Source organism: Pseudoalteromonas sp. D15MCD-2, assembly GCF_038562745.1.
Taxonomy (GTDB): Bacteria; Pseudomonadota; Gammaproteobacteria; order Enterobacterales; family Alteromonadaceae; genus Pseudoalteromonas.
On sequence record NZ_JBCFQE010000001.1, the window covers coordinates 682,105 to 702,201 of the forward strand.

At 41.1% G+C, this 20,097-nt stretch carries 18 protein-coding genes, 1 pseudogene and 1 riboswitch; of the genes and pseudogenes, 14 read left to right on the top strand and 5 right to left on the bottom strand.

Annotation, left to right across the window (positions count from 1 at the left end; translation table 11 throughout):
• The first annotated feature begins 57 nt into the window (after positions 1-57).
• A complete protein-coding gene (gene panP, locus AADY36_RS03120; RefSeq protein WP_054560945.1) occupies positions 58-1,686 on the top strand; it encodes a pyridoxal-dependent aspartate 1-decarboxylase PanP in 1,629 nt (542 codons plus the stop codon).
• 14 nt (positions 1,687-1,700) lie between these two features.
• Here panP and argE read toward each other — a convergent pair whose 3' ends face one another.
• On the bottom strand, positions 1,701-2,852 hold the full coding sequence (gene argE / locus AADY36_RS03125) for an acetylornithine deacetylase (RefSeq protein ID WP_342408481.1): 1,152 nt from the start codon (positions 2,850-2,852) through the stop codon (positions 1,701-1,703).
• A 221-nt stretch (positions 2,853-3,073) separates the two neighbouring features.
• Here argE and argC point away from each other — a divergent pair, with 221 nt between their 5' ends.
• From argC to AADY36_RS03165, 8 genes and pseudogenes are all read left to right on the top strand, one after another.
• Entirely contained in the window at positions 3,074-4,084 is a 1,011-nt protein-coding gene (gene argC, locus AADY36_RS03130) for an N-acetyl-gamma-glutamyl-phosphate reductase (RefSeq protein ID WP_342408482.1), read from the top strand.
• Entirely contained in the window at positions 4,084-4,845 is a 762-nt protein-coding gene (argB, locus tag AADY36_RS03135; RefSeq protein WP_054560942.1) for an acetylglutamate kinase, read from the top strand. The genes argC and argB overlap by 1 nt, the downstream gene beginning before the upstream one ends.
• A gap of 7 nt (positions 4,846-4,852) precedes the next feature.
• Positions 4,853-5,773 (top strand): ornithine carbamoyltransferase, encoded by a 921-nt coding sequence (locus AADY36_RS03140; RefSeq protein WP_054560941.1) that lies wholly within the window; start codon positions 4,853-4,855, stop codon positions 5,771-5,773.
• Positions 5,774-5,782: 9 nt separating this feature from the next.
• Positions 5,783-6,985 carry an argininosuccinate synthase gene (locus AADY36_RS03145; RefSeq protein WP_054551091.1) on the top strand — a complete coding sequence of 401 codons (1,203 nt, stop codon included), beginning with the start codon at positions 5,783-5,785 and terminating at the stop codon, positions 6,983-6,985.
• 53 nt (positions 6,986-7,038) lie between these two features.
• Positions 7,039-8,903 (top strand): annotated as a pseudogene (gene argH, locus AADY36_RS03150) (argininosuccinate lyase).
• Between the two features lie 251 nt (positions 8,904-9,154).
• Complete coding sequence (locus AADY36_RS03155) at positions 9,155-9,361, top strand: hypothetical protein (RefSeq protein WP_055021560.1); 207 nt, start codon at positions 9,155-9,157, stop codon at positions 9,359-9,361.
• A 7-nt stretch (positions 9,362-9,368) separates the two neighbouring features.
• Positions 9,369-9,896 carry a hypothetical protein gene (locus AADY36_RS03160; RefSeq protein WP_055021559.1) on the top strand — a complete coding sequence of 176 codons (528 nt, stop codon included), beginning with the start codon at positions 9,369-9,371 and terminating at the stop codon, positions 9,894-9,896.
• A gap of 589 nt (positions 9,897-10,485) precedes the next feature.
• A complete protein-coding gene (locus AADY36_RS03165) occupies positions 10,486-11,019 on the top strand; it encodes a hypothetical protein (protein ID WP_342408483.1) in 534 nt (177 codons plus the stop codon).
• A 10-nt stretch (positions 11,020-11,029) separates the two neighbouring features.
• Here the strand turns inward: AADY36_RS03165 and AADY36_RS03170 are convergent, their stop codons facing one another.
• A complete protein-coding gene (locus tag AADY36_RS03170; RefSeq protein ID WP_342408484.1) occupies positions 11,030-12,406 on the bottom strand; it encodes a capsule assembly Wzi family protein in 1,377 nt (458 codons plus the stop codon).
• Positions 12,403-12,885 carry a pantetheine-phosphate adenylyltransferase gene (coaD, locus tag AADY36_RS03175; protein ID WP_054551099.1) on the bottom strand — a complete coding sequence of 161 codons (483 nt, stop codon included), beginning with the start codon at positions 12,883-12,885 and terminating at the stop codon, positions 12,403-12,405. Before coaD ends, AADY36_RS03170 begins: the two co-directional genes overlap by 4 nt.
• Positions 12,886-13,103: 218 nt before the next feature.
• On the opposite strand from coaD, the gene AADY36_RS03180 reads away from it, so the two are divergent.
• Together AADY36_RS03180 and thiI are read left to right on the top strand one after the other, a co-directional pair.
• Positions 13,104-13,757, top strand: a complete 654-nt coding sequence (locus AADY36_RS03180) for a TetR/AcrR family transcriptional regulator (RefSeq protein ID WP_054560933.1) — start codon at positions 13,104-13,106, stop codon at positions 13,755-13,757.
• Positions 13,758-13,865: 108 nt separating this feature from the next.
• Positions 13,866-15,323, top strand: coding sequence for a tRNA uracil 4-sulfurtransferase ThiI (gene thiI / locus AADY36_RS03185; RefSeq protein WP_054560932.1), 1,458 nt, complete (start codon positions 13,866-13,868; stop codon positions 15,321-15,323).
• Positions 15,324-15,515: 192 nt separating this feature from the next.
• Here the strand turns inward: thiI and AADY36_RS03190 are convergent, their stop codons facing one another.
• Together AADY36_RS03190 and AADY36_RS03195 are read right to left on the bottom strand one after the other, a co-directional pair.
• The gene (locus AADY36_RS03190) at positions 15,516-16,409 is read right to left on the bottom strand and encodes a ketopantoate reductase family protein (RefSeq protein WP_054560931.1); all 894 of its coding nucleotides are present in this window, start codon (positions 16,407-16,409) and stop codon (positions 15,516-15,518) included.
• Positions 16,402-16,752, bottom strand: coding sequence for a VanZ family protein (locus AADY36_RS03195; protein ID WP_055021578.1), 351 nt, complete (start codon positions 16,750-16,752; stop codon positions 16,402-16,404). The genes AADY36_RS03190 and AADY36_RS03195 overlap by 8 nt, the downstream gene beginning before the upstream one ends.
• A gap of 158 nt (positions 16,753-16,910) precedes the next feature.
• Here AADY36_RS03195 and AADY36_RS03200 point away from each other — a divergent pair, with 158 nt between their 5' ends.
• From AADY36_RS03200 to AADY36_RS03210, 3 genes are all read left to right on the top strand, one after another.
• The gene (locus AADY36_RS03200; protein WP_054551104.1) at positions 16,911-17,393 is read left to right on the top strand and encodes a YajQ family cyclic di-GMP-binding protein; all 483 of its coding nucleotides are present in this window, start codon (positions 16,911-16,913) and stop codon (positions 17,391-17,393) included.
• A gap of 143 nt (positions 17,394-17,536) precedes the next feature.
• Positions 17,537-17,776 (top strand): hypothetical protein, encoded by a 240-nt coding sequence (locus AADY36_RS03205; RefSeq protein WP_054551105.1) that lies wholly within the window; start codon positions 17,537-17,539, stop codon positions 17,774-17,776.
• A 161-nt stretch (positions 17,777-17,937) separates the two neighbouring features.
• Positions 17,938-18,093: riboswitch (cobalamin riboswitch) on the top strand.
• A gap of 34 nt (positions 18,094-18,127) precedes the next feature.
• Positions 18,128-19,981 carry a TonB-dependent receptor domain-containing protein gene (locus tag AADY36_RS03210; RefSeq protein ID WP_342408485.1) on the top strand — a complete coding sequence of 618 codons (1,854 nt, stop codon included), beginning with the start codon at positions 18,128-18,130 and terminating at the stop codon, positions 19,979-19,981.
• Positions 19,982-20,097 lie beyond the last annotated feature (116 nt).

A 20,097-nucleotide genomic window follows, 5' to 3' on the forward strand; every position in this document is an offset into this window, starting at 1 on the left:
CTTACTTAGATGTCCCATCATCGGGTGCATTTTTAGCTGCTAATTATGGGTATTAGGATGGATCAAAAGCGTTGTGCCGTCGCCTCTAAAGAAAGCTTGATTCGTATTTTTACGGTGCCAGAAGCACCAGACTCGACATTAAGTAAAATCGAATCTGAAATTTCTAGCAACTTAGCTGGGTTCTTAAATGAGAACATAGCTGCTATCGAAAAGCCTTTGCACGAAATTGAAAAAGACTTTCAAACGGCTACTATTCCAGAAGAGCCGACCTTTGTATCTGACTATGCTCAAGACATTATGGAGCAGTTAGTTGCTCATTCTGTTCATACCGCTGCGCCGAGCTTTATTGGCCATATGACCTCAGCATTACCGCATTTTGTGTTACCGCTGTCTAAGTTAATGGTCGGTCTTAACCAAAACCTAGTAAAAATTGAAACTTCAAAGGCATTTACGCCTCTTGAAAGACAAGTTTTGGGCATGATGCATCACCTTGCATATGGAGAAGACGACAGCTTTTATAGTAAATGGATGCACAGTGCGAAAACGTCATTAGGCGCATTTTGTTCAGGTGGCACTGTTGCTAACATTACTGCACTATGGATTGCCCGCAACCGTTTATTAAAAGCGGATGGTGACTATAAAGGTATTGCTGCACAGGGGTTAATCGCTGGAATGCTGCATTATGGCTATAAAGGCTTAGCTGTGCTTGTTTCTGAGCGAGGTCATTACTCATTAGGCAAAACCGTTGATTTACTGGGTATTGGTCGCGATAACATTGTCGCAATTGCAACCGGCGAAAATAATAAAGTCGATGTTGATGCGATGCGTAAAAAGGCTCATGAGCTTGAAGCCTCTGGCATTAAGGTAATGGCACTCGTGGGTGTTGCTGGGACGACTGAAACAGGCAGCATAGATCCACTAAATGAAATGGCTGATTTGAGCGAAGAACTTGGCTGTCATTTTCATGTCGATGCTGCATGGGGTGGTTCAACCTTATTATCTTCAAATTACCGCCATCTATTGAGCGGTATCGAACGCGCTGATTCAATAACCATTGATGCACACAAACAAATGTATGTACCAATGGGGGCTGGTCTGGTGTTATTTAAAGACCCAGCTGCGACGGATGCTATTGAGCATCATGCGGAATATATTCTTCGTAAAGGCTCAAAAGATTTAGGCAGTCATACCCTTGAGGGCAGCCGCCCTGGTATGGCAATGTTAGTGCATGCTTGCTTACGTGTTATTGGCCGTAAAGGCTACGAGATGCTAATTGATCGCAGTATCGTGAAAGCACGCACTTTTGCCGACATGATCAAGCAGGATGAAGACTTTGAGTTAATCTCAGAGCCTGAGCTTTGCTTATTAACCTATCGTTACGTACCAAAAGAAATCCAAGCGAAGCTTAAAGATGCTGACGAAGAAACGAAATTAGATATTTACGCTTCGTTGAATCGCTTTACTGCAAGCATGCAAAAACGTCAGCGTGAAGCGGGTCGTTCTTTTGTATCGCGTACTCGTTTAACTCCTGCAAAATATGACCATCAACCTACCGTGGTATTTCGTGTTGTATTAGCCAACCCGTTAACCTCTAAAGCAATTCTAAAAGATATTTTAGCGGAGCAAAAAGAGCTGGCGAAAACTGATCCGGTATTTAAAAAGTACTTGAGTAAGTACATGGATTAGAAAAGGGAGCGTGGTTATTCACTAAAGCAACTTGCTTTAATCATGTCACTGATAATCGCTTGCGAAGGTTTTATTTTTTCCATCGCCAAAAACTCATCTGGCTGGTGGGCTTGGTTAATTGAGCCGGGCCCCATGACGATGGTTTCGCAGCCAAGCTGTTGAATAAAAGGGGCTTCTGTACAATAGTTTACAGCGACAGCAGGTTGACCTGAGACTTTTTCGGCCAGCTTTACAAGTGCTGTATCAGTGCTACCACTAAATGCTGGGATAGGTTCATGCATGTCGATAACGCTCACTGCATTTGGGTATTGGGCATTAATTTCTTCTGCAGCTGTTAGCAAAATCGCTTGTAGTTCTTGCACACTTAAACCAGGTAAAGGCCGCATATCAATGTGCATTTCACAACAACCACAAATGCGGTTGGCATTATCGCCACCATGGATATGGCCAAGGTTTAAAGTAGGGTACGGAATTTCAAAGTGCTCAACTGAATATTTATTCTTTAACTCTTCTTTGATGATTAACAACTTTGTAATCATTTTATGCATGACTTCGATGGCGTTTAAACCACGTTCAGGATCAGAGCTATGGCCTGAGCGACCAATTACTCGAATGGCTGTACTCATATGACCTTTATGAGTAAATACCGGTGTCATATCAGTTGGCTCACCAATGATGCAGCGCGCTGGTTTTAAGTCTGGGTGGCGGCAAATTTGTTGTGCACCCGCCATTGTGGTTTCTTCATCGGCTGTGGCTAAAATTAAAAGTGGCTCTGTTTGCTTCGTAGCATCAAGCTCACTAATTGCTTGCAATACAAAGGCAAAAAAGCCCTTCATATCAATACTACCTAAACCATAAAGTTTATTGTCATGCTCGCTGAGTTTAAACGGATCGTAGTTCCAGCGGCTATCATCAAATGGCACAGTATCAGTATGACCTGCAAGCATTAAACCGCCATCTCCTTCACCGCGTTTCGCTAATAAGTTGTAACGGCCTTTACCGTTTTCAAGCTCTGTGATTTCACATGTAAAACCCAGGCTTTCACACCAGTCTGCGAGCAAGGTAATAACCCCTTTATTGCTCATGCACAAAGAATCTTCAATCGCACTAATTGAAGGGGCAGCAATCAGCTGCTGATACATAGATATAAAAGAGGGTAGCGACATAAAAAAATCCAAAAATAATTATTCAATCTAATTGCATAACAATATAAAAGTATTTATGATGAATATCAATTCACTTTTTAAGCATAAATATTAGTAAAGCTGTACGATGAACACGAAACGACGATAACCTGATTTCATTACTTTAGACAGTGTTTTTATTCGCAATTGAGCGAGTAATTTTAGGCGTATCGATAAATAGATTTAATAGGTAAAAGTAAGCAATGAATGTAGTGATTATTGGCGCAAGTGGTTATAGCGGCGCAGAGCTAGCAAGTTTAGTTGCTAAGCACCCAAAACTGACCCTACAAGCATGTTATGTGTCTGAAGGGAGTTTAGATAAAGGTAAATTATTAAGCGATTTATACCCTGAGCACCTTGGATTGTTAGAGTACCCACTACAACCTCTAACTTCTGAAGCGTACAAAGATATCGAAAGCAATGCTGACTATGTATGCCTGTGTACAGATCACAAGGTCAGTGTTGATCTTGCGCCGCAATTTTTAGCCATGGGTAAAAAAGTATTCGACCTATCTGGTGGTTTCCGTTTAGCTGGGAATGAGGATTACCTGACTTATTACGGTTTCGCACATGAACACCCAGATCTTTTAGAGCAAGCAGCGTATGGTTTAGCAGAGTGGAATAGCGATGCGATTAGTAAAGCGAACCTTGTAGCTGTAGCGGGTTGTTACCCTACAGCAGCACTTAATTCTTTAAAACCACTTAAAGAAGCAGGGCTATTAGCTGATCAAGCCATTATTGTTAATGCGGTGTCAGGTGTTACAGGCGCTGGCAGAAAAGCCAGTGTTAACACGCACTTTTGCGAAGTGTCACTTGCTCCTTATGGCTTGTTTAACCACAGACACACACCTGAGATTGAGCAGCACCTTGGTCACCCTGTGCTATTCACGCCACATTTGGGTAACTTCCCCCGTGGAATTTTAGAAACTATTTATGTGCAATTAAAACCAGGCGTAACTGCAGAGCAAGTGAATGCGGCTTATCAAGTATTAGCTAACGAGCCGTTAATTCGTTTACTTGGCAATAAAATTCCAAGCATTAAAGGCGTGGCTAAGCAACCATTTGTTGATATTGCATGGCAACAAAAAGGTGAGCAACTCATCGTTATGTCAGCGATTGATAACCTTCTAAAAGGTGCAGCTGGGCAAGCATTACAGTGCATTAATTTAGCCATGGGTGAACCTCACCATACTGGCTTAGTAGGAGCGCTGTAATGAAAACTTGGATCATTAAAGTCGGTGGTGCTGTGTTAAATAGCGCAGATGCCGCAAAAGCGCTTTTTGATGTTTTAGCCTCTGAGCAACAAGATAACTTTGTGATTGTTCATGGTGGTGGAGCCTTGGTTGATGCTTGGCTTAAAGACGCCGGCTTTGTAACTGCAAAACATCAAGGCTTACGTATTAGCCCAAATGAGCAAATGCCATATATTGTTGGTGCTCTTGCCGGTTGTGCCAATAAACAATTGATGAGCCAAGCAATCAGCGCTGGCCACAAACCTGTGGGTTTAAGCCTTTATGAAGCGGGTGTACTGGTATCTGAAAAACTTAAAGTATTGGCGCAAGTAGGTCAGTGCTCAGGTAGTTGTGACAGCGTGCTACCTAGCATGCTTGAACAAGGTCGTTTACCCCTAGTGAGCTCTATTGGCTTTGGAGAAGATGGCCAATGGTACAACGTCAATGCAGATGAAGCTGCAGCGGCTATCGCTAAAGAGCTTAATGCAGAACTTATTTTTATGACAGACGTAGAAGCTGTGCTTGATGCCAATAAGCAGCCTCTACATCAACTTAATACGCAGCAAATCGAAACACTTATCCTTGAAGGAGTCATTCAGGGCGGGATGGAGGTCAAAGTAAAGACCAGCCTTCTTGCTGCCCAACATTTACGACGTGGTGTGTATATCTCAAGCTGGCTGAAGCCAGAGAACTTAGTCGCTTTATTAAAAGGCGAACATGTAGGAACGAAAATTACACCATAGGTATTTCATGTTAAAGAATTTCTTAAATGGTCTTGAATTAGACCAAAAGGGCGCACTTAAATTACTAAACTTAGCGCAAAAAATTAAAGCAAACCCAACAGACTTCAGCCAAGCATTAGCGGGCAAATCAGTGGTTACATTGTTTGAAAAGCCAAGCTTACGTACTCGTTTATCATTTGATATTGGTATTAATAAACTGGGTGGTCACGCAGTTTATTTAGATTCACAAAATGGTGCTATGGGCGCTCGTGAATCAGTTAAAGACTTTGCTCTTAATATCTCAACTTGGGCAGATGGCATTGTTGCTCGCGTGAATGCACACAAAACACTGACCACGCTTGCTGAATATTCATCGGTGCCTGTTGTTAATAGCTTATGTGACTTATATCACCCGTGCCAAGCGCTTGCTGACTTTTTAACGCTGCAAGAAGTCCATGGTGATGTTAGCAAACTAAAGCTTGCTTACTTAGGTGAAGGTAACAACGTCACACACTCTCTAATGCTATTAGCTGCCACTTTAGGTACTGATTTTGTTGCAGTTTGTCCTAAAGGCAGTTCGCCAGATTCGCAAATTCTTAAGCAAGCAGAGCAAATTGCAGCAATGAATGGTGCGTCTGTTATGGTGAGTGACAGAATTGAGGCGGCAGTTGGCGCAAATGCAGTCTATGCTGATACCTGGGTTTCAATGGGTGATAAAACACCGCTTGAGCAGGTTAAAGCTAAATATATGCCATATCAGCTTAACCAAGCCCTACTAGAGAAAACCGGTGCGCAAACGGTACTGCATTGTCAGCCAGCGCATCGTGAGTTTGAAATTACCTCTGAGGTAATGGATGGCCCAGCATCAAAAATTATTCAACAAGCAGAGAATCGTATGCACGCGCAAAATGCTCTACTTGTCACATTATTAAATCCAAATTTTGTTTAAGGAACACCAATGAGTTCAATTAAAAAAGTCGTATTAGCCTATTCTGGTGGTCTTGATACATCGGCAATCGTGCCATGGTTAAAAGAAAACTACGGCTGTGAAGTAATCGCGTTTGTTGCTGATGTTGGCCAAGGCGCAGAAGAGCTTGAAGGCGTTGAAGAAAAAGCCATTGCTTCAGGTGCGTCGGAATGTCATATCGTTGACTTAAAAGACGAAATGGTCAGTGACTATATTTACCCAACTTTAAAAACGGGTTCTATTTACGAAGGCACTTATTTACTAGGTACATCTATGGCGCGTCCAATCATTGCTAAAGCGCAGGTTGAAATTGCCCGTAAAGTAGGTGCCGATGCGCTTTCGCATGGTTGTACTGGTAAAGGTAACGATCAGGTGCGTTTTGAGTCATGTTTCGCAGCCCTTGCACCTGATCTAAAAGTGATTGCCCCTTGGCGTGAGTGGGACTTATCAAGCCGTGAGTCATTACTTGATTACTTAGCTGAGCGTAATATTCCGTGTTCTGCGTCAGCAACAAAAATTTATAGCCGTGATGCTAATGCTTGGCACATTTCTCACGAAGGTGGTGAGCTTGAAGATCCATGGTGCCAACCAAGTGATCAAGTATGGACATGGACTAACTCGCCAGAGCAAGCACCCAATGAAGCAGAATATGTAACATTAAACGTTGTTGAAGGTGAAGTGGTTGCTGTAAATGGTGAATCACTTAAACCATATGACTGCCTAGTTAAATTAAATGACATTGCTGCGCCGCATGGTGTAGGTCGTGTTGATATCGTAGAAAACCGTTTAGTGGGTATGAAGTCGCGTGGCTGTTATGAAACACCAGGGGGCACTGTGATTATGGCTGCTCTTCAAGCGATTGACGAGCTAGTGCTAGATAAATCAAGCCGAAAATGGAAAGAAGTACTTGGTGGCGAGTTCTCTCACTTAGTCTATGACGGTCGTTGGTTTACGCCGTTAAAAGACTCGATTCTAGCTGGTGCTGAATCACTGTCTAAGTTAGCAACGGGTGAAGTAGTGCTTAAGCTTTATAAAGGCCAAGTCACTGCGGTACAGAAAAAATCACCGAATAGCTTATACAGCGAAGATTTCGCAACCTTCGGCGAAGATGATGTATATGACCAATCACATGCAGAAGGCTTCATTCGTTTATTCTCGCTATCTAGCAGAATCTCAGCACTAACGAAAAAGTAATTTAATTATTGCCCTGCACTAGCAGGGCAATAGCCGAATTTGGAGACAGTTCAATGGCACTATGGGGCGGACGTTTTTCTACGGGTCCAGATGAAGCGTTTAAACAATTCAACGATTCACTTCCTTTTGATTATCAACTTGCAGAGCAAGACATTATTGGTTCAGTTGCTTGGGCTGGGGCGTTAAAACAAGTAAACGTTTTAAACCAGCAAGAATACGATGACCTAGTTGCAGCACTTAATAAGCTGTTAGATGAAGTTAAAGCGAACCCACAAGCAGTAGCTGTAGCAGGGCATGAAGATATTCATTCTTATGTTGAATCAGCATTGATTGATAAAGTGGGTGACCTTGCTAAAAAGTTACACACCGGTCGTAGTCGTAATGACCAAGTAGCAACAGATTTCCGATTATGGTGTCGTGATACTGCTGAGCATATTCTTGAAGCAATCGCAGAGCTTAAAGGTGAGTTTATTGCCTTAGCTGAGCGTGAACTAGGTACTATTTTACCGGGTTACACACACTTACAGCGAGCACAACCTGTGCTATTTAGTCATTGGTGTATGGCCTATGTTGAAATGCTTGAGCGTGATGAAAGCCGTTTAACCGACGCTAAGAACCGTATGAATTATTGCCCACTTGGTAGCGGTGCATTAGCCGGGACTGCATACCCAATTGATAGGCAAACTCTTGCCGAAGGGTTAGGCTTTACCGGTGCTACACGCAATAGCCTTGATGCTGTATCAGATCGTGATTTTGTGGTTGAGCTATTAAGCTGTGCATCGATTTCGATGATCCACTTATCACGCATGGCCGAAGATTTAATTTTTTATAACTCGGGTGAAGCGGGCTTTATTGAGCTTTCTGATGGGGTAACATCAGGCTCTTCACTAATGCCGCAAAAGAAAAACCCGGATGCTCTAGAATTAATTCGTGGTAAAACTGGCCGCGTTTTTGGCGCATTCAGTGCCATGATGATGACACTTAAAGCGCTACCACTTGCTTACAATAAAGATATGCAAGAGGACAAAGAAGGCTTATTTGATGCTATGCCAACTTGGCTGGCATGTATTCATATGGCGCAAGCGTGTATCAAAGGTATTAAAGTTAATGCAGATAAAACATTAGCTGCTGCAAAAGGCGGCCACTCAAATGCGACTGAACTTGCTGACTATTTAGTGGCTAAAGGTATTCCATTTAGAGAAGGTCACCACATTGTTGGTACGCTTGTGCAAATGGCTATTGCACAAGGGAATAACTTAGAAGATTTAAGTTTAGAGCAATTTAAGTCTGTGCATAGCATTTTCGAATCAGATGTATATCCTGTATTAGAAATAGACGCCTGTATTAAAGCTAGGCAAGCACAGGGTGGCACCTCTCTTGAGCAAGTAACAAGTGCCATCAAATACGCAAAAAAAAACAGCAAATAGCGGTACGTGACGCAACCTTAAATGATGTTGAGTCCATCGCTAAGCTTATTCAGCATTGGGCTACGGTAGGTGAAAACCTACCACGCGCTAAGAGCGACATGATTCACTCAATTAATGAGTTTGCTGTCACAGAAGTTGAAAACCAAGTTGCTGGCTGTGCTTCGCTGTATATTTACGACACTGGCCTTGCTGAAATTCGCTCGCTCGGGGTAGACCCCGAATCACGAATTGCCGGGCAGGGGCGTCAACTTGTTGAACATTTGCTAAAAAAAGCCAAAAGCTTGGCGCTTAGTCGGGTAATTGTCCTGACAAGAGTGCCAGAGTTTTTTGCAAGCCAAGGTTTCAGCTTTTGTAGCAAAGACAGTTTGCCAGAAAAAGTGATCAAAGATTGTGAGCTTTGCCTTCGCAAAGAGAACTGCGATGAAGTGGCAATGGAATATATTTTAAAGCCAAGTAATAGCGCGGTGATCCCGTGTAAACACGTGGCTTAAATTCCCTGGATGAGAAAAACGCACGGTTACCCCTGTGCGTTTTTTTATGCCTGAAATTTAGATTTACTGACTTTTATGATCAAAAAGATCAAAATATATAAAAGTTGGATCGTTAATTGCTTTTATTATCCGCGCGGTGGCAACGTCGCGATGAAGTATAAAAAAGCGTCAAAAAAATGAGAACGCTTAACTCAGCTTGCAAGCTATTGTAAGCTGTACTGAAAAAACAATTAACTTAAAGGAATTAACTTATGCAAGTTTCAAACAATAGCCAATTGCAAATGCAAGCTTACAGCCAAATGCAACAAACAAAGCCTGCTTTGGAACAAACTACTAGTAATAAAACCCTGCAATCTGATACAGTAACTTTATCGAGTGAAGCCTTGGCTTTATCCGGCGGGGCTGAAATCCAACGTGGTGGTGGTGCAATGCTCCCGCCTAGTAAGAAAGAGCAATAGGTACTGAATGTCTTTTATTGAGCAACTAGGTTTTTTTTCCCTATCTGCAATGAGTGCATGGGGATTTTTAATGGCATTTTTTTTTAATATTTTTGTTTATTGTATAGATGAAAATAAAAGAAAAACCACGTTGCTCATAAGCTCATTCATAATGATGTTCTCCTACTTAGCTGGAGATTACTTTTTTAATTGGATAACTTACACCGCTACCACTTTTCTAGATTGGGCACTGTATGATCTAGCAACACTTACATTTTTGGCTATTTCTTTCTATTTTGTAAGACGCACTACACCTTCATTTATTTATCTCATTGCTGGCTTGATAATCAATACAATCTTGTTCCTTTCTGTTTATGTAGACGTTGAAGTCTACCAGAACACAACTCATTGGATTTTATGGGATGTATATTCGATTGGGGTTAATATTGTTGATTTTACAATGATCATTGCTCTAATTGTTGATCGTGACTTCCTACTATTGAACAAACTAAAAAGCCTTGTATTGTCTTCTGCAAATAACCATAAGTTAGCTTAATATTAAAAGCCATGTATATAAGTGATGTTGTTGGAAGTTTGATAGGATCCTTCATTGAATGGGGGTTCTTGATGGTTTTTCTTTTTAGTTTAGTGACCCACATTAATAAACCTGATAAACGCTTGGTTATCTTGGCGTTTATAATGATGATTTCATACTTTCTAAGTGGTATTTTTAACTTATCTATCTATAGCTATCTAAACTGGTTTTATTTCGACCTGCTAACCATAACAACAATTTTAGCGTGGACTTACTATGCAAAAATAGGCGCTTTTAATGCGATCTACTACATAGTCTTGGGATTGTTTTTAAACGCAATTTTGATGATTTGCATATTTATAGATATTGTAGTTACCGAAAACAGAACACCTTGGGCACTCTGGAGTATCTATTCGTTTGGAGTAAATACCATTGATATAATGATGCTCATTGCATTGATTACAAATCGCGACTTTTTACTATTTCATAAATTTTGCAGTTATATGAAATATAAAATTAGACCGTCATTTTTAGATAAATCAGAGCACCTTACTAACGCTTAATGAAACTCGCCGTATTTTAAGAGTATCTGAATTTTAAGACTTACTTCATGCTTAAACTAATCCAAGACAATTTTGGAGTATACCTCGCAGCATTTATCATGTGGGGTTTCTTGATGTCGTTTCTTTATAACATGGTAAAGAAATCATCAGCGCCAAATGGTGACAAAACAGTAATGTGGATCTCACTTGCACTGTTTATCTCCTACATGATGAGCGATCCATTACTTAATGTGGCGCTTGGCTACGATATCTTAGATTCAAGCTTTGCTTATGTTATTTGGGCGCTATCTGATTTAACAATACTACTCATTGTGTGGTTAATTGCTCGAAAGCGAAGTCTTACTCAGGCTCCTGCTAAACTTTATATATACACAGGGCTTTTAGTTAACTCATCACTGTTTTTAGGCATGTATTTCGATATTAACTACGCCTATACAGGAAGCTGGTGGTTTTGGGATGTCTACAGTATCACAGTGAACCTGATGGATATCATGATGCTCATCGCACTTTTCAGTAATAAAGACTTTTTAGGGCTTGTAAAGCTTTATAGGCGAATTCGAGGTCAAGCTGAACCAACTTAACCTCAATTAGTTAAAAGCGGTATTCCCAACTGGTTCTAAGTGCTGTGTTTGTTTCTGACTCATCACCAATTTCATCCTTTGAAATAAGCCCTGTCACTTTCCACAGGCCGTTAAACACAGATTGCTGATAACCGAGTTCTAACTGCAACTGACTCATCTCTGATGCGAGCTCAGCGTGTGTGGTTTCGCTTTCAATCCAACGAAGCTTAGCATGGCCACCATAACCATTCAGAGTGTGGTAATAGGCGCCAAGGATAGCCGATTTACTTTGTAGTGGTGTTGAGCTGCCAATTAAGCGCGAGCGTTGTGTATAGCTGCCAGAGCCATATACGCAATCGCTAATTTGCTCACAAGTTTGCTCTGTATTTGAATATTCAAAGTAACTTTTTAGTAGGCTCTCTTTCGAGCCAAAATAGCTTTCAACACCTAACGTATAAAATGGTTCACTTGGAGCTAAGCCACTTTCATTTCGACCCATTACTTCAGCATAAAATGCCACAGGTTGCGCCGCTAAAGTGGTTGAGTACTTAACATCTAAGCTCGTTAAACGGTGTGTTGATTCACTGCTTTCGAGTGTAACAGGATCAATTTCGAGGCTAGTTAAATAATCAGAGCCAGCACTATTAATTGCAATTTCAAGGCCTGTTAATGGGGTACTTGCAAATCGGAGCGCCCAAAAGTCACCGTCATCTGAGCTATTTAGATATGGCTTTTGTTTGGCGTAAATACCCGTTAACTGCCAGTTACCTATAAATGATAACCAACTTGGGCCTACATATTGGGTATTTGCTCTGGTAAAGCGCACGCCTTTCATTGGCGCCGCATTATTTGATAGTAGTAGGGCGTTATCGTTACTTGGCCCCCACCAATGACTAACTTGCTCCGCACTAAGTGACCAATTACCCAGGAGTACGGCTAAATAGCTATCTTGGTAAGTAACATGCTGCTTATCAAGGGCGTCATCGGCATAATTTACACTCACTTTAGCGCTAACACGCTTTCCTGTGATTGAACCATAACTATTTATACCGCTTTCTTGCTGGTGGCGTTTACCAAACCCTTGCTGAGAGTGTGGTTCGCTATTGTAGTTTAGGCGAATACCTGAGTTGGTTTTTTGTTTTGCATTATCAAGAGCATGTTTTACATGCTGATAGGCAAATAAGCTTTGCTCATCAAGTTGGCTGGTATTGGCAACATCTAGATCGCGTGCGATACCCTGCCACATTAATGGGTAGCTATTAATCGGCTGTTTAATAATACCTTGGTTAAATAGCATTTCGATTGAAGCGCGAAGTAACGGGTCGTCGCTTTCTATCCATGGTCCTGCAACACTTGGAGCAGAGATCATTAGTAATGCAGTTAAGCTAATGAACTTTTTTAATTTCATCCGTGAATTTTATCCTGTAAGGCTTTAGCTACAATAGGGTCAACAAACTCGCTCACATCGCCATTGTGGCGTGCGACTTCTTTGACGAGAGTCGATGAAATAAATGAATTTTTTTCTGCCGGTGTTAAAAATACACTTTCTAGATCTGGATTCAGGCGACGATTCATATTCGCTAACTGAAATTCATAGTCGAAGTCAGACACCGCACGAATACCACGAATAAGCACTTCGGCTTTATGGTCCCGAGCTAAATCAGCTAATAAGCCTGAAAAACCAATTACACTCACATTATCAAGATGCGCCAAAATTTTATTAGCAAGCTCAACGCGCTCATCAAGAGTAAAGCAGGGTTGCTTACTTGGGTTATGCGCAATGGCAACAATTACTTTATCGAACATTTTTGCCGCGCGATGAATTAAGTCTGTATGGCCATTTGTAAGTGGGTCGAAAGTGCCCGGATAGATTGCAGTAACGTTCATAACTATCAGCGATTTATAAATTTGCCTGCTATATTAACAGTGTTTTCTCGACTATGCAGCTTAGAAAATACGCGTATCGGATTAGGAACCTTCACCTATATAAGGTACTAAGCCGATTGAGGTTAATATTTTTCAAGGTAGTATTTAATTGTCGCGCATTTGTTTATACTGCTCGGCTGGGGACCGTAATAATCATAAAAAAACAGAGTAAATAGGCTATGAGCACAAAGGACAAAATCATACACACCAGCATCGAATTATTTAATCGCCACGGTGAGCGTGCCATAACAACCAACCATATCGCTTCGCATATGGGGATAAGCCCAGGTAACTTGTATTATCACTTTAAAAATAAAGAAGATATTATTCGTCACATTTTTGCTTTGTATAGCGACCATCTACACACTCACTTTAAGCCACTGACTCCAGACGATGATGCGCTAGAAAACCTGGCGGGCTACCTAGATTCACTGTTTGAATTAATGTGGCGTTTTCAGTTTTTCTACGACAACTTAGGCGATATTTTATCTCGTGATGAAGAGCTGAAAAAAGGCTACATTGCGTTTCAAGCTGAGCTTTTAGAGCAAGTCAAAGATGTGCTGTTTGCATTACGTGAAGGTGGTGTTATTTGCATTGAAGACGAAGATGTTACAGAACTTGCGCATATGCTTAAAATGACCGTAAGCTTTTGGACGCCTTACATCAAAGCTCGCCGCTTAAGTGGTGAACTTGCCAGAGCTGATATTTATAACGGTATTTTAAAAGTATTACTGCTATTAAAAGCTCATTGCACCGAGCAACATCTAGAGCAAGTTAACCAATTAAGAGCCAAGTATTTGGCCCTTGCTGAAACAGAGCAAAGCGAACAATAATCCCGCAAAGCAGTTTATTTCCTAGACGCTATAATTTTTGTTATAATCGCGCGCCCTTGAGGTTGCTATACCTTAGGGCGTGTGAAATCCACAGTCTAAGAGTGAACTATGCTTAAATTTATCGTCAAATTACACCCTGAAATCGCGATCAAGAGTAAATCTGTTCGTAAGCGTTTTACCAAGTTATTAGAAAATAACATTAAGATCGTTTTGCGTCGTGTTGACGAAAAAGTTCAGGTAAGAAACAACTGGGACAATATCTCTGTTGTTAGCTTGCTAGAATCTGAGCAAGTTCGCTTAGATATTATCGATGGCTTAAAACGCATTCCAGGTATCGTACAGTTTATTGAAGTAACAGAAACAGACTTCGACTCAATCGACGATATTTACCAAAAAGCACTTGAACTAATCGGCCATACGATTGCGGGCAAAACCTTCTGTGTGCGTTGTAAACGTTCTGGTAAGCATGATTTCACATCGAGCGATGTAGAGCGCTACGTAGGTGGTGGTTTAAACCAGCATGTTGAAGGTGCGCGCGTTAAGTTATCTCACCCTGAAGTGACTGTTCGCTTAGAAGTACGTGATGATAAAGCATACATTGTTACTCAAACTCACTTAGGTATGGCGGGCTTCCCGCTGCCAACACAAGAAGATGTATTGTCGCTTATGTCGGGTGGTTTTGACTCTGGTGTTGCCAGCTATCAAATGATCCGTAAAGGTGCACGTACTCACTTCTTGTTCTTTAACTTAGGTGGTGCTGCGCACGAAATCGGTGTTAAGCAGGCGAGTTATTATATCTGGAAACAGTTCAGCTCTACTCATAAAGTGAAGTTTGTTACTGTTGATTTTGAACCTGTTGTAGCAGAAATCTTAGAGAACGTTGAAAACAGCCAAATGGGTGTTGTGCTTAAGCGAATGATGATGCGTGCCGGTAGCCAAGTTGCAGAAAAACTAGGTGTACAAGCACTAGTAACTGGCGAAAGTATTGGTCAGGTATCAAGCCAAACATTGGCTAATTTGAGTGTGATTGACCGTGTGACGGAAACTTTAATCATTCGCCCGTTAATCCAACACGACAAGCAAGATATAATCAATATTGCGCGTCAAATCGGCACGGCTGAGATGGCAGAAAGCATGCCTGAATACTGTGGTGTGATTTCTAAAAAGCCAACAGTTAAAGCTAAAATCAAAACGATTCTTGCCGAAGAAGCTAAGTTTGACTTCGACGTGCTAAATACAGTTGTTGAAAATGCGCGTGTGATGGATATTCGCGATATCGACACCGAAGCAAAAGAAGAAGTGAAAGAAGCTGAGTCTGTATCTGATTTACCTGAAGGGGCGGTTGTTGTTGATATTCGCTCACCTGATGAAGAAGATGCAAACCCACTAGAGCTTGAAGGTATTGAAGTTGTGCATTTACCTTTCTTCCGCTTAGCGACTAAATTTGGTGACTTACCAAAAGATAAAGAATATTACTTATATTGTGCTAAAGGTGTGATGAGCCAGCTACAAGCGCTGATCTTGCACGAAGAAGGCTTTAGCAACGTAAAAGTGTATCGCCCGTAAGGGATGCTAATAAAAGCGCGACATGTTCGCGCTTTTTTAATGTCTGAAATAATTACGAGAAACGAGAAACGAGAAACGAGAAACGAGAAACGAGAAACGAGAAACGAGAAACGAGAAGCTAGTAACTTTACTCTTTCTCCTTTCCCCTTGTAGCTTAACTTTTTACTCTTTCCCCTAGTAACTAGCAGCTAATTAACTTTTTATTTTTATCATGCTCAGCATGGCCTGATTATAGGGAGTTTTTACCCCTAACTTAGCGCCTTGCTCGCACACATAACCACAAATTGCATCAATTTCAGATTCTCGATTATGGCTGATGTCTTGCTGCATAGAAGAAAAGTTTTCAGCGGTGGCTGTCATCACAGAATAGGCTTGATCCAACGCCTCGCTGAGTTTTACTTTAACCCCTTGTTTATTGGCGACTAGGCACGCTTCATTAAGTAAATTAATAATGCGCGTGCTAAATTGCGGTGCACGTAGCTGGCCATTTTTTACGTTATGAATCGCTGTTAACGGGTTAATAGCAATATTCACTAACAGTTTTTGCCATCGCAATGAGTGAATATCATCGCTCACAGAAAAGTGTGGTAAGTAACTAAACTGCTGCTTAAGTTCACCGAGGTTTTCGCTTGCAGCTGCATTACATGCACCTAACACGCTTTCACCATTACCTGTATGGCTCACACTATAAGGCGTTGTTTTAAAACCAGCTAAACGCGTTGTTAAAAAAGCTAAACCTTGCGTTTTTAAAAGCTGAGCATTCAGTTCATCAACATTCCCCATGCCATTGTGAGAAAGAACGATTTGGCATGTTTTACTGAGGTAAGGTTTTACTTGTTCAAAGGCAGTTTGCACCTGAAATGCTTTTACTGTTATTAACACCAAGTCAAAGGGGTCCGATTGACTTAGCTCTTTGTGGTGAATAAGGCGAGCTTTAATTGGGTGTGATTTACCATTACTCGTTTGATAAAAACGCGTGGTCAGGGTTGGCTTACGGGTCAGCAATGTAATGTCATGTTGTGCTGATAAAAAATGACTAAACAATAGGCCAATTGCACCGTCGCCAACAATTAAAATGTTAGCCATTACGTTGCTTACTACCTAAATGAAAACCAAGTTTAATGATAAAGTAGCTAACTGCACCGATAAAATCAGCGACAAAATCCCCAACCGAAGCTTGACGATAAGGCAGCATATCTTGCATAAACTCTATGGCTGCACCATATCCGGCTAACAGTAAAATTTGCACCATAAGTGGCAATTTAAAGGCTTTATCCATCACCATGGCCAGTACAAAGAAAATACCAAAATGCGCTACCTTATCAACGTGTGGAAAGAGGTTGCTCACCCCTTTAATTTCTTTGGCAAATAAAATTGTAAAGCCAATAATACTGGCTAAAAAGATAACTTGGTAAACACGCCTTGTCACAATAAACCCTAAAAAATGCCGAAATTGAATGGCCAGTATATCAAACAATTTTTGCATCGCACCTGAACAAGTCGGATAAAAATAGAAAGAATCGACAAATAAGCGTTATAATTGCCAACCATAAATGAATTTAAAAAAGACTATGTTAGGAGAACCCCATGCCTTCATTTGATATTGTTTCTGAAGTAGAAATGAACGAAGCGCAGAATGCAGTAGATAATGCAAAGCGTGAACTAGAGACGCGTTTTGATTTTCGTGGTGTTGATGCATCAATCGAACTAAGTGACAAAGTAATCAAGTTAAAAGCAGAAGCACCACAACAAGTTATGCAACTTTTTGACATTCTTGCTGCGAAAATTTCAAAGCGTGGCTTAGATGTATCTAGCCTTGAGCTTAAAGATGAGTCGCGTAGCGGTAAATACGTAATGCGTGACGTTGCTCTTAAGCAAGGTATCGAAAAAGACGTAGCGAAGAAAATCGTTAAGTTAATCAAAGATTCAAAGATCAAAGTACAAGCTGCCATTCAAGGTGAAGAATTACGTGTAACTGGTAAAAAGCGTGATGATTTACAAGAAGCAATGCAAGTTGTTCGTACTGCTGATTTAGGTCAACCATTCCAGTTCAAAAACTTCCGCGATTAATACTCTATGTTTTTAGCTTTAAGCTGTAAGTTTTAAGCTATAAGCCTACAAGTTTCTGAACTTTACAAGGAGCGTATTTTGAGACAAATATTAGGTTACAGAGAAAAAGATATCTTCTAGCTATTTTCAGCTAGAGGATATTTATGTCAGTAAAAAACAAAGCAATAGATCGTAATAAACACGGTAAAATAAACAGAAAATACACAGGCCCACACAGTACTTATTTTTACCAACAAACACCAAGTTGGTGGGTGAAAATGACGATGACCAAGCCAAGAAGACGTTTAAATAAAGCTCTTTGTAAGCTTGTGCTGAATGGTGCTGACCCAGAAGGAATTGTTTTTCCGTTAGGAAACTCGAAACCTCATGAGTATTTCTGGTAATCATTGTTTTAAAAAGCCAATCAGCCATGCTGATTGGCTTTTTTACTTTCGGCTTACAGCTTAAAGCTTAAAATTCATTTTAGCAGTATAGCCGTCCATTGACTTTCTTCCCCAAAATCATCACAATAACGGCCTATTTTCGAGGTGCTTGCTGTATCTTCAGATACGTTTTATTTCAAAGGGTGAAATAGTCGCAAGATAATCGGGAAGTCGGTGCGTTTTCAGGGAGAAAACAATGCCAACACTGCCCCCGCAACGGTAATGTATATGCCATGCATTTACAGAGTCCGGAGACCGGCCTTGAAGTAACTTACTATTCGCGTGTGCGGTGGGCACAGGCTAGGGGATATCATGCTAAATAAATCTGCGTTAGGCGTAGCGGTTGCTGCTGCGTTGTCTTTTTCTGTATCTGCTGACGAGCAATCGATCGAGCATATCACAGTTACTGCCAATAAATTCGAACAATCAATTAATGATGTATTAGCCAGCGTTACTGTTATAGACCGTGCTGATATTGAAGCAAGCTATGTTCGTGACTTACCAAGCTTACTAGCCACTCAGGCAGGCTTTCAAATTAATGCCAATGGTGGTTTTGGGCAAAGCTCAGGTGTTTCATTACGTGGTGCAAGTTCTCGTCACACGCTTATTTTAATTGATGGTGTGCGTACAGGTTCTGCAACACTTGGCTATAAAAGTATTAGCAATATTCCTTTAAACAGTATTGAGCGTGTTGAAGTAATTAAAGGCTCACGTGCTGCTGTATATGGTTCTGATGCGCTAGCTGGTGTGATAAATATCATTACCCGTAAAGCACAAAACACGACCTTAGATGTTACTTTTGGCTCAGATTCTTACCAAGAGTACCAAGTAGCGACAGGTGGTCAGTTTGCGGGTGTTGATGTTGCCGTTAATGCCGGTTATGAAAAAACAGATGGGTTTGATGTCCTTCAAGGCTTAGCGCCAGATGAAGACGGCTACGAGAACAAAAACCTTGGCTTTAATCTAGGTTATCAAAATGAGCAGTTAGGTGAGTTTTTAGCGCAAGCACAATACTCAGAAGGCGAAGCAAAATACGATAGCGCTTATAGCCCTGCAGACAGCACCGTAGAAAAAGGCGAGTTCGAAAATTACCAAGCTTCATTAGGTTGGAAAAAGGCTTTCGAAAAACACAGCCATGCCATTGATATTGCTATATCAAGTGACAGTTCAGATGACTCACGCATTGATTACACGGGCGCAACGGTGGTTGATAAGTTTGAAACTGAGCGTGAGCAAATTGATTACAATGGCCAATACTTTTTCAATCAAGCGCTGACTCTTAGTGGCGGTTTGAATTGGTATAAAGATGAAGTGAACACTAACTCAGGTACTTACTTAAAAGATAGCCGTGAAGTATTCGCTGCGTTTGTTGGCGCTTATTATGACGACGAACACGTGCTGGCAAACCTAACCGTTCGCCAAGATGATGATCAGCAGTTTGGTGATGAAACAACTTACACCGCAGCTGTTGGCTATCACTTAAATGACATCGCTACATTCCGCGTAAGTCAAAGTACGGGTTTTAAATCTCCAACATTTAATGACCTATATTACCCTGGCTCAGGTAACCCAGAGTTAAACCCTGAAACATCAGATAACCAAGAGCTTGGCTTATCACTCAATGTGAATGATATCAGCTTAGATATTGCGATTTTCCGCAGCGAAATCGACAACAAAATCGCTTGGGCACCAAATGCATCAGGGCAGTGGATCCCAACCAATATAAACGAAGCTCGCCACGAAGGTGTTGAGTTTAGCTTTAAAAACCAAGTGTTTGGCTTTGATCACAGCTTTAACTTTACCTATCTTTCAGCGGAAGATACTGAGACAGGTCAGTCACTAACCTATGTGTCAAATCACAGTGTGAATTGGTCATTAAACAAAGCATGGGGGGATTTTGATGCCGGTATCGATATGCAATACCGTGGTGACCGTGATGGCAAGTTAACGCACTTACCTTCGTATACGTTATGGAATTTAGTAGGTCACTACCAAGCAACTGACAACTTAACTGTGTCACTACGTGTAGAAAACCTATTCGATAAAGAGTACAACGCCGTTGACGCCTATGGTACAGACCTAGATGGTGATTACATCAACGACGAATTTTATTACTACAACACGGCCGAGCGTCGCCTGTTTGTAGGTGCCCGCTATCAGTTCTAATAACTCTTAAAGTCAGCTGAGTTGTTTACTTATAGCTAGTAATTGACATTAATTTGCCCGTTGATGTCATTAGTCTTAAGTTAAAACAAACTCAGCGTTATTATTAGTTCTGCGTC